Source organism: Actinoallomurus acaciae, from assembly GCF_042429965.1.
Lineage (GTDB): Bacteria > Actinomycetota > Actinomycetes > Streptosporangiales > Streptosporangiaceae > Actinoallomurus > Actinoallomurus acaciae.
Genome location: NZ_JBHLZP010000309.1, coordinates 1 through 9,839 on the forward strand (window position 1 = coordinate 1; position 9,839 = coordinate 9,839).

12 protein-coding genes are annotated in these 9,839 nt (G+C 72.7%); 6 read left to right on the top strand and 6 right to left on the bottom strand.

Going from position 1 to position 9,839, the window contains the following annotated elements; all coding sequences use genetic code 11:
* Window positions 1-72: 72 nt before the first annotated feature.
* Window positions 73-1,491 (bottom strand): MFS transporter, encoded by a 1,419-nt coding sequence (locus ACFFNX_RS31745; protein ID WP_378209554.1) that lies wholly within the window; start codon window positions 1,489-1,491, stop codon window positions 73-75.
* Window positions 1,492-1,628: 137 nt separating this feature from the next.
* On the opposite strand from ACFFNX_RS31745, the gene ACFFNX_RS31750 reads away from it, so the two are divergent.
* The 6 genes from ACFFNX_RS31750 (at window position 1,629) to ACFFNX_RS31775 (ending at window position 7,133) form a co-directional block, all read left to right on the top strand.
* On the top strand, window positions 1,629-2,195 hold the full coding sequence (locus ACFFNX_RS31750; protein WP_378209555.1) for a TetR/AcrR family transcriptional regulator: 567 nt from the start codon (window positions 1,629-1,631) through the stop codon (window positions 2,193-2,195).
* 77 nt (window positions 2,196-2,272) lie between these two features.
* Window positions 2,273-3,496, top strand: a complete 1,224-nt coding sequence (locus ACFFNX_RS31755; RefSeq protein WP_378209556.1) for a multidrug effflux MFS transporter — start codon at window positions 2,273-2,275, stop codon at window positions 3,494-3,496.
* Between the two features lie 143 nt (window positions 3,497-3,639).
* Window positions 3,640-4,554, top strand: a complete 915-nt coding sequence (locus ACFFNX_RS31760) for an ABC transporter ATP-binding protein (protein WP_378209557.1) — start codon at window positions 3,640-3,642, stop codon at window positions 4,552-4,554.
* 1 nt (window position 4,555) lies between these two features.
* Window positions 4,556-5,290 (top strand): ABC transporter permease, encoded by a 735-nt coding sequence (locus tag ACFFNX_RS31765; RefSeq protein WP_378209558.1) that lies wholly within the window; start codon window positions 4,556-4,558, stop codon window positions 5,288-5,290.
* A complete protein-coding gene (locus tag ACFFNX_RS31770; RefSeq protein WP_378209559.1) occupies window positions 5,281-6,522 on the top strand; it encodes a sensor histidine kinase in 1,242 nt (413 codons plus the stop codon). Before ACFFNX_RS31765 ends, ACFFNX_RS31770 begins: the two co-directional genes overlap by 10 nt.
* Window positions 6,519-7,133: a response regulator gene (locus ACFFNX_RS31775; RefSeq protein WP_378209560.1), complete on the top strand. Its 615-nt coding sequence runs from the start codon at window positions 6,519-6,521 to the stop codon at window positions 7,131-7,133. Before ACFFNX_RS31770 ends, ACFFNX_RS31775 begins: the two co-directional genes overlap by 4 nt.
* A 4-nt stretch (window positions 7,134-7,137) precedes the next feature.
* On the opposite strand, the gene ACFFNX_RS31780 is transcribed toward ACFFNX_RS31775, so the two are convergent.
* The 5 genes from ACFFNX_RS31780 to ACFFNX_RS31800 all read right to left on the bottom strand — a co-directional run.
* Window positions 7,138-7,365, bottom strand: coding sequence for a hypothetical protein (locus ACFFNX_RS31780; RefSeq protein ID WP_378209561.1), 228 nt, complete (start codon window positions 7,363-7,365; stop codon window positions 7,138-7,140).
* Between the two features lie 184 nt (window positions 7,366-7,549).
* Window positions 7,550-8,332 (bottom strand): alpha/beta fold hydrolase, encoded by a 783-nt coding sequence (locus ACFFNX_RS31785; protein WP_378209562.1) that lies wholly within the window; start codon window positions 8,330-8,332, stop codon window positions 7,550-7,552.
* Between the two features lie 10 nt (window positions 8,333-8,342).
* On the bottom strand, window positions 8,343-8,786 hold the full coding sequence (locus tag ACFFNX_RS31790; RefSeq protein ID WP_378209563.1) for an SRPBCC family protein: 444 nt from the start codon (window positions 8,784-8,786) through the stop codon (window positions 8,343-8,345).
* Window positions 8,783-9,148, bottom strand: a complete 366-nt coding sequence (locus ACFFNX_RS31795) for an ArsR/SmtB family transcription factor (RefSeq protein ID WP_378209564.1) — start codon at window positions 9,146-9,148, stop codon at window positions 8,783-8,785. Before ACFFNX_RS31795 ends, ACFFNX_RS31790 begins: the two co-directional genes overlap by 4 nt.
* A 47-nt stretch (window positions 9,149-9,195) precedes the next feature.
* Window positions 9,196-9,839 (bottom strand): solute symporter family protein (locus ACFFNX_RS31800; protein ID WP_378209565.1); only part of this gene is annotated, 644 nt, incomplete at its 5' end.

Sequence of the window (9,839 nt, forward strand, 5' to 3'; positions counted from 1 at the left end):
CGGCCGGCGCAGGCCGCCGTACGGCGTGCCGGCCGTCGCGCCGCCGCGCTGACGGCCGGCCCCGTCCCTCCGTCAGCGAGCGGCGGAGGGCCGTACGAACACGACCGTCGTGGCCAGGGCCACCGCGACGAACACCGTCGCCACCACGAACGCGACCGCCGTGCCGTGGACCACGCCGCCGTGCCGGCCGGCCGTGCCGAAGACCGAGACCAGCACGGCCATCCCCAGGGCCCCGCCGACCTGCTGCATGGTCTGCAGCAGCCCGGACGCCGCCCCGGAGTCCTCCCGGCGCACGCCGGACAGGATCGTCAGGGTGAGCGGCAGGAACACGACGCCGGCCCCCAGGCCGAACAGGATCAGCGGCCCGAGCACGGCCTCCGCGTAGCCGCTCGAGGCCGTCAGCCGCGTGAGCCAGAACATCCCGGCCAGCATGACCGGCAGGCCGGTCAGCATCAGCCGCCGCGCGCCGAACCTCGGCACCAGCCGCGGCGCCAGCCGTGCGACGCCGAACAGCAGCCCGGTCATCGGCAGGAACGCCAGCCCCGCCTTCAGCGGGCTGAAGCCGAGGGAGTTCTGCAGGAACTGGACGAGGAAGAAGAACATCCCGAACATGCCCGCCGCGAGCAGCAGCATGTCGAGGTAGGCGCCCGCGCGGGCCCGGTCGGCGAAGAGGCGGAGCGGCACCACCGGCTGCCCCGCCCGCGCCTCCACCACCACGAACGCCGCGAGCAGCACCACCCCGGCGGCGATCGCCAGGAGCGTCGTCGTGTCGCCCCAGCCGGCGTCGGCGGCGCGGATGAACGCGTAGACCAGGGCGACCATGCCCGTGACGGACGTGACCGCGCCGGCGACGTCGAGGCGGCCGCGGTGCCGCTCGGTCTCCTCCAGGAACATCGGGGCGAGCAGCAGCACCACCGCTCCCACCGGAACGTTGACGAACAGCACCCACCGCCAGGACGCGTACTCGGTCAGCACGCCGCCGAGGATCAGGCCGACGGACGCGCCCGCCGAACTGGTGGCGGAGAAGACGCTGAGGGCACGGTTGCGTTCGGGACCCTCGGCGAAGTTGGTGGTGATGAGGGCGAGCGCGCCGGGAGCCGCGAGCGCCGCGCCCCCGCCCTGCACGGCGCGGGCGGCGAGCAGCCACGCGGACGAGGTGGCGAACCCGCCGGCCAGTGAGGCCAGGGTGAACACCGCGATGCCGGTGACGAAGACCCGGCGGCGGCCGAGGATGTCACCGGCGCGCCCGCCGAGCAGCAGCAGGCCGCCGAACGTGAGCGAGTAGGCGTTGCTGACCCACGACAGGCCGGTCGCGGAGAAGTGCAGGCTGCTTTGGATCTTGGGGAGGGCGACGAAGACGACGGTCGCGTCGAGTACGACCATGAGCTGGCACGCGACGATCACGGCCAGCGAGATCCCGGGGTGACGCGCATGCCGCGGGGGTCCGCCGGTGAGCGGCGTCCCCCGCGAAGAGACGGTCTGCTGGGACATGAGTCATAGACTCCTTCTGCAGGAAGTGCACCGGGCGTCCCCCGAAGTGGCTGTCGGGGCCGCCCGGGCCTAACCGGAGGGTGCCTCCGCTACGATACGGAGGTATCCTCCGGTATGCAACCGTGTCCGGAGGAGCGATGACGACCGCCGATCAGCGCCCGATGCGCGCCGACGCGCGCCGCAACTACAAGCGGCTGCTCGACGAGGCCAAGGTCGCCTTCCTCGAACACGGCGCGGACGCCCCGCTGGAGGACATCGCCCGGCGCGCGGAAGTGGGCATCGGCACGCTCTACCGTCACTTTCCGACCCGGCTGGCACTCCAGGCCGCCGTGTACCAGGACCAGGTCGACGACCTGTGCGCCACGGCGTACGAGCTGCTCGAGACCGAGCGGAGCGGGAACGCGCTGGCCGCCTGGATGCGCGCGTTCGCCGAGTACGCCACGAGCAGGCGCGGCCTGATGCAGACGCTGAAAGAGGTCATCGACGTACGCTCGGACCTGTTCGTCCGCTGCCACGACGAGATCCGGGGCGCGGCCGGCACGGTGCTCGCCGAGGCCCAGCGGGCCGGCACCGTACGCCCCGAGGTGACCGTCGAGGACCTGCTCCGTCTCACCCATGGGCTCTCCGTGGCGACCCAGTCCGCCCCCGAGACCGCCGACAGGCTGATCTCCTACCTTCTGGACGGCCTCCGGCCGCCGCACTGATCGCCGCTTTTTCCGGGAATGCCCAGGTCAGCCGGGTTCGTTTAGGCCCTGAGGTCCTCCGACCGGAAGGAGATCGGGTGACGGCCATCGCCGAGCGCACCGGGCGCGCGGCGGGCAGGGCGGAGCGGATCCGGGTATTCCTCATTCTGGGTGCGCTGAGCGCCATCGGCCCGCTGTCGATCGACATGTACCTGCCGGCCCTGCCGAAGCTCACCCGTGACCTGGCGGCCGGCCCCTCCCTCGTCCAGCTCACGCTCACCGCGTGCATGATCGGGCTGGCCGCGGGGCAGGTGATCGCCGGCCCGATCAGCGACATGTGGGGCCGCCGTCGGCCGATGTTCGCCGGCATCGCGATCTACACCGTCGCCTCTCTCGCGTGCGTCGTCGCGCCCAACGTGGAACTGCTGGTCGCGCTGCGGCTGATCCAGGGCGTGGCCGGCGCGGCCTGCATCGTGATCTCCCGGGCGGTGGTCCGCGACCTGCACGACGGACCGGCCGCGGCCCGGTTCTTCTCGCTGCTGATGCTGGTCAACGGCATCGCTCCGGTGGCCGCGCCGGTGATCGGCGCGCAGGTGCTGCGCTTCACCTCCTGGCGGGGCGTGTTCGGGGTGCTGGCCCTCCTCGGCGCACTGATGACGGTCTCGATGCTCGGGCTGCGCGAGACGCTGCCGCCCGCGGAGCGGCACACGGGCGGGCTGCGGGCGGCCGTACGGACCTTCCGGGAACTGTCCGTCGACCGGATCTTCATGGGATACGCCCTGGCGGGCGGTTTCGCCTTCGCGGCGATGTTCGCCTACATCTCCGGATCACCGTACGTCGTGCAGAACATCTATGGCCTGTCGCCCCAGAACTACAGCCTGATCTTCGCCGTGAACTCCCTGGGCATCGTGGCGTTCGGGCAGGCCAGCGGCCTGCTGGTCGGCCGGGTGCGGCCGATCACACTGCTGCGCGCGGGGCTGCTGATCTCGCTGGCCGGGGGCGCCCTGCTGCTCCTCGCCGTGCTGGGCGGGCTGGGCCTGCCTGGGGTGCTACCGGCACTGTTCCTCGTGGTCTCCGCGATCGGGCTCACCCTGCCCAACTCCACCGCACTCGCCCTGACGGGCCGCCCGGCGAACATCGCGGGCAGCGCCTCGGCCCTGTTCGGCCTGCTGCAGTACGTCGTCGGCGCCGTCGCCGCACCGCTGGTCGGGCTGGCCGGCTCCCACTCGGCCACCCCGATGGCGATCGTCATCGCCGCCTCGGCGGCCGTCGGCATCCTCCTGCTCGTGGGCCTGACCAGGGCACGCCACCCGGCCGGCTGAACCGGGGCCGGCCGCGCGGCGGCCGGGCCCACCGATCGGTTGATCCGCCGATCCACCCGCGGCGTACCCGGGCGGTCGATCCGCCGTCGTGGTCCCGCGGGCGATGCTCATGACCGTATCCAGAAGAGCCGAGGAGCACGGTCATGCCGGTCATCGAAGTTACCAACCTGCACAAACGCTACGGCGACACCGTCGCCGTGGACGACGTCTCGTTCAGCGTCGAGAAGGGCGAGATCTTCGGGATCCTCGGCCCCAACGGTGCCGGCAAGACCACCACCGTCGAGTGCGTGGAGGGGCTGCGCGCCCCCGACCGGGGCCGCGTCTCGGTGCTCGGGCTGGACCCGCGGCGGGACCGCGCCGAGCTCACCCAGCGGGTCGGCGTGCAGCTACAGCGGAGCGAGCTGCCGGAGAAGATGAAGGTCGCCGAGGCCGTCGCGCTGTACGGCTCCTTCTACCGCAGGCCCGCCGACGGGGACCGCCTCATCGAGGAGCTCGGCCTCGCCGGCAAGCGCGGCACCCGGTTCGGCAGGCTGTCGGGCGGCCAGAAGCAGCGCGTGTCGATCGCGCTCGCGCTGGCGGGCAGCCCCGAGATCGCGGTGCTGGACGAGCTGACCACCGGGCTCGACCCCCAGGCGCGCCGCGACACCTGGCAGCTCATCGAGCAGGTACGGGACCGGGGCGTCACGATCCTGCTGGTCACGCACTTCATGGAAGAGGCCGAGCGGCTCTGCGACCGCATCGCGGTGATCGACTCGGGCCGGGTCGTGGCGATCGACACGCCCGCCGGGCTCGTGTCCCGCGTCGACCCCGAGCAGCGCATCCGGTTCCGGCCCTCGCCGGCGCTGGACGACCGGCTGCTCAGGGACCTGCCCGAGGTGCACACCGTGGTCCGGTCCGGCGACCAGCTCACGGTGACCGGTACGGGCGCCCTTCTCCAGGCGGTCACCTCCATGCTCGCCCGCAACGACATCATCGCCGCCGATCTCCGCGTCGAGCAGACCAGCCTCGACGACGCCTTCGTCGCCCTCACCGGCCGCGGCATCACCCAGGAGGCCTGACGTGTTCGCCCGGATCACCCTCATGGAGCTCAAGCTCACCCTGCGCGAGCTCGTCGTGCCGCTGTTCGTGCTGGTGCTGCCGATCGGGCTGCTGCTCGGCTTCGGCTTCCAGCCCGGCAGCGGGCACCCGGACGCCGACCTCGGCGGCCAGACCGGCGCCGCGTACATCGCCGCGATCGGCACGGGCGTCTGCCTCGCCATTCTCGGACTGACCGTGCTGCCCGCCGCCCTGGCCGGCTACCGCGAGAAGGGCGTGCTGCGCCGCCTGGCCACCACGCCCGTACGGCCCGTGTACCTGCTCGCCGCCCAGATCGTCCTGTACGCCGCGGCGGCGCTGTTCACCGTGGCGGTCCTGATCGTCCTCGGCGACGTGCTGTTCGGCACGCCGGTGCCCAAGGACCTCCCCGCCTTCCTCGGCGCGCTGCTGCTCGGGATCGCCGCGCTGTTCGCGATCGGGCTGCTGGTCGCGGCCGTGGCGCCCAGCGGCAAGGCCGGCCAGGGCATCGGCATGATCCTCTTCTTCCCGAACCTGTTCCTCGGCGGCGTCTACATCCCCCGCGAGACGATGCCGGCGGTTCTGCGCGACATCGGCGACTACTCACCGCTCGGCGCGACCCTCAAGACGATGCGGGACGCCTGGATGGGGACGGAGCCGCATATCGCGCAGTTGGCCATAATGGCCGCGTACGCCGTCGTCGCCGGGGCGGCCGCGACCAAGCTCTTCCGGTGGGAGTGACCGTGCCGCTGCCGCTCGGCGGATGGGAACGACGCGAGGCGCTGATGCTTCGCGTCGTTCCGCACGGCGCGCTCGCGGTCTCGGTCATGCTGCTGCTCCTGTCCCGGTCCGACCCGTTCCCGCGCCTGCTCACCACGCTCGGCGTCACGCTGGTCGCCGAGCTCTGGCTGCTCCTGATGAACGGCCCCGGTCCCGCGTGGTCCCAGCGGCCGCCGGCGCGGGTCGTGCACTTCGCGGTGTTCACGCTCCTGTCCGTCTCGCTCGTCTACCTGAGCCCGCTCTACGGATTCTTCGCCTGGAGCGGCTATCTCCAGGTGCCGGCCCTGCCGCCCCGCTGGCGGTGGGCCGGTGTGGTCGCCACGGCGGCGATCGTCTCCAGCACCTACGTCGGCGGGTTCCAGAACATCGGCGGGTCCACGGTCGCCCTCTTCCTCATCTTCACGGCGGCGGGCGTCGGTCTCGGCGGCGGGCTCCTGTTCTTCAACACGATGCTCGGCCGGCAGCACGACCGGCAGCGCGAGATGCTCGGCGACCTTGCCGAGGCCAACGCCCAGCTCGAGGCCGCCCTCGCCGAGAACGCCGGGCTGCACGCCCAGCTGCTGACCCAGGCGCGGGAGGCCGGCGTCCTGGACGAGCGCGCCCGGATGGCGCGCGAGATCCACGACACGCTCGCGCAGGGATTCACCGGGATCATCGCCCAGCTCGAGGCCGCGCGGCAGAACCCGGGCCAGTGGCGGCGTTTCACCGACCAGGCCCAGGCCCTGGCGCGGGAGAACCTCTCCGAGGCCCGCCGGTCCGTACGCGCACTGCGCCCCGAACGCCTCGAACAGGCGCATCTGCCCGAGGCGATCACCGGCATGAGCGAACGCTGGTCGCAGACCACCGGCATCGCGGTGGGCGTCGAGACCACCGGCGAGCCGCGGGCGATGCTCGCGGACGTGGAGGTCGCGCTGTTCCGCGTCGCGCAGGAGGCCCTGACCAACGTCGCCAAGCACGCCAAGGCCACCCGGGTCGGGCTCACGCTGTCGTACATGGACGACGTGGTGCTGCTCGACGTACGCGACGACGGCGTCGGCTTCGAGCCCGGCGGCGCGGGCGACGGGTTCGGCCTGTCGTCGATGCGGCAGCGGCTGCTGCGCGTCGCGGGGAACCTGGCCGTCGAGAGCAGCCCCGGGGAGGGGACCGCCGTGAACGCGACCGTCCCCGCCCTGCCCGCCGGAGGAGGAGCATGATCCGTCTACTCATCGTCGACGACCACCCGATCGTCCGCGATGGCCTGCGCGGCGTCTTCGCCGCCGAGCCCGACCTGGAGGTGGTGGCCGAGGCCGCCGACGGCGCCGAGGCGGTGCGCAAGGCCGGCGATGCCGACGTCGTGCTGATGGACCTGCGCATGCCCGGCATGGGCGGCGTGGAGGCGATCGACCGGCTGCGTGAGGCGTTCCCCGACGTACGCGTGCTCGTGCTGACCACGTTCGACACCGACAGCGACGTCCTGCCCGCCATCGAGGCCGGGGCAACGGGCTACCTGCTCAAGGACGCGCCGCGCGAGGAGCTTCTGCGCGCGGTGCGCTCGGCTGCCCGCGGCGAGTCGGTGCTGTCTCCGGCGGTCGCCGGCCGCCTCATGGGCCGGGTCCGGCGGCCGTCCGACGGCACGCTGAGCAAGCGCGAGCGCGAGGTGCTCGCCCTCATCGCCGACGGCACCACGAACCGCGAGGCCGCCAAGCGCCTGTTCGTCAGCGAGGCGACCATCAAGACGCACCTGCTGCACATCTACGACAAGCTCGGCGTCCGCGACCGCGCCTCCGCCGTCGGCGAGGCGTACAAACGGGGCCTGCTCTCCTGAGAGGTCACCGCAACGACGTACGCGAACGGCCCCGGCGCTCGCGGCGGAGGGCCAGGTACTGCGTGACGGCACCGACGATCAGGGTCGCCGCCATGGCGGCGACGAGCCACCGGGGCGGGGCCAGCAACCGCCCGGCGAACACGTCGTACGCCAGGAGGACGAAGAAGACGGCGCTACAGGCCCAGCTCGCCATGACCCATCCCCTGGCGGGGCCGTACAGGCGCTCGATCATGGGTACCTCCGGGCGGGCGTTCAGGGTTACAGCTTAGGAGCCCGAACGGCCCGGCCGCGAGGCGAGTTCGCGTGCCCCGGCTCAGACCGGACGCCGCGGCGAACATGACGAGGCCGCGGTCATGAGGCACGTCGGCGAACGCGGCTTCCCGGCGCCGACGGTGTTCGCGGCCGGGTGGCGGGATTCAGGCGCCGAAGAAGGCGGTCAGCACCGGGGCGAGGGCGTCCGGGGACACATCGTGGGTCTGGCCGTCCAGTGTCCGGTGCTCGGCGTGCGGAAGCGCGTCCGCGGTGTCCCGTGCCGCCTTTCGCATGCCGTCCGGGCTCGCGCCGCCGGACAGGACCAGGGTCGGCGCGGTGACCTTCGAGGCCAGGTCGCGGGGCACCCGGCCGTCGCCGAGCAGCGCGTCGTCGTAGGCGAGCGTCGGGGCGATCGACTCCATCGCGGGCCAGCCCGGCCCGCCGCGCATGCCCGCCACCGCCTGCGGCGGGATGCCCACGTGCGTCATGAACAGGGCCACCGCGTCACCCCTCCGGCCCGCGGCGAGCAGCTCGGTGAGCCGCTCGGTGTACTCGCGGGACCGCCTGCCGTCGCCGTCCTCGCCGGTGAACGGCGGCTCGTACAGCGCCAGCCGGACGACACCCGGTCCGGACGCCGCCGTCGCGAGCGCGAGGGCCGCGCCGGAGGAGATCGCGTGGACATGGGCCGCACCGCCGGCCTCCGCGATCAGCGCGCGCAGGTCCTCGACCTCCCGCGCCACCGCGTACGGCGGAGTGTCCGTGCTCTCGCCGCGACCGCGACGGTCGTACAGGTGGACGGTGAAGGCGTGCCGCAGCCGGGCGGCGAGCGGCCGCATCGGTCCCCCGCCCCGGTGGCACATGGCCCCGTCCACGAGGATGAGCGGCGGTCCGTCGCCGTCACGCTCGTACGCGATGGCGGTGCCGTCGGCGGACGTCACTTTCGGCATGGTCTGCTCCTCAGATGTCGAGACCGGCGAGGTAGGCGTCGAAGCGGTCGAGGCTGGTGGCGAAGCCGGCCCGTGCCTCGGCGCTGCGGTACGCCTCCGGGACGTTCGTCTGGTGGGTGACGACCTCGGTGCGCCCGTCGCCGAGGTCGGTGAAGGTGATCGTGGTGCGCATGCCGCCCTCGACGCCCGGCTCGATCCACCCGAGCCGGTGCGGCCGGTCGACCTCCGTGTACACGGCCCGCATGGTGTACGTTCCGCCGTCGGCGTCGCTCACCATGGTGGTCTCGAAGACGCCGCCCGGCCGCAGGTCGATGACGATGTTCTCGGCCGGGGTGGTCGTGCCGGCCGGGCCCCAGAAGCGGGCCAGGTGCTCCGGCGTGGTCATGCAGTCGAACAACAGCTCCGGGGGCGCCCGGTGCACGCGCCGGTAGGTGAGTTCGCCCGTCTCGGTCATCGTGTCGTCTCCTCGCCCTCGTCCTGGTCCCGTGCGGCGCGCAGCGCCGCCAGGTGCGCGTCGAGGCGGTCGTGGCGGTCGGCCCAGATCTGCCGATGGCGCTCGATCCAGCCGACGGCCGCGTCGAGACGCACCGGATCCAGGACGCAGGGCCGGGACTGCCCGGTGCGGGTCCGCGAGATGAGCCGGGCGCGTTGGAGCACCTTCAGGTGCTTGGAGACCGCCTGCTGCGTCATCGCGAATGGTTCGGCGAGCTGGTTCACCGTCGCGTCGCCGTGCGCGAGGCGCTCCAGGATCGCGCGCCGGGTGGGATCGGCCAGGGCCGAGAACACCAGGCTCAGATCGTCTTCCACGACTGCCATGCGCCGACCGTACCCACAACCAGCTGTTTGCACAACCGAAAGGTTGTCTATGCGGCGCCGACTCCCGTGACGGCGCGGGCGGAGAGCGCTGCGAAGCGGGCCGGATCGGGCTCGTCCCGGCTCAGGTACGTGCCGGCGACCGCGCACAGGAAGCCGGCCGGGATCGAGACCAGCGCCGGGTTCTCCAGCGGGAACCACGAGAAGTCGACGCCGGGCGGCAGCAGGGACCGGTTCTTGCCGGTGATCGGGTCGATCCCGCCGGAGACGACGGGCGAGAAGATCACCAGCAGCACGGCCGTCGACAGCCCGCCGTAGATCCCGGCCACCGCGCCGGTGCCGTTGAAACGCCGCCAGAACAGGCCCAACGTGATGGCGGGCAGGTTGGCCGAGGCGGCCACGGCGAACGCGAGGCCGACCAGGAACGCCACGTTGAGGTTGCGTGCGAAGATCGCCAGCGAGATGGCGATCGCGGCGACGAGCACGGCCGCGACCCGCGCGACGGCGATCTCCTGGCGCTCCCGTGGCCGGCCGAGCATCAGCACGTGCCCGAACAGGTCGCGCGCCAGCGCGGTCGAGGCGGCCATCATCAGGCCCGCGACCACGGCCAGGATCGTGGCGCAGGCCACGGCGGCGACGTGGGCCAGCAGCACGTCGCCGCCCGCCTGCCCGGCGAGGTGCCGCCCCAGCGCAC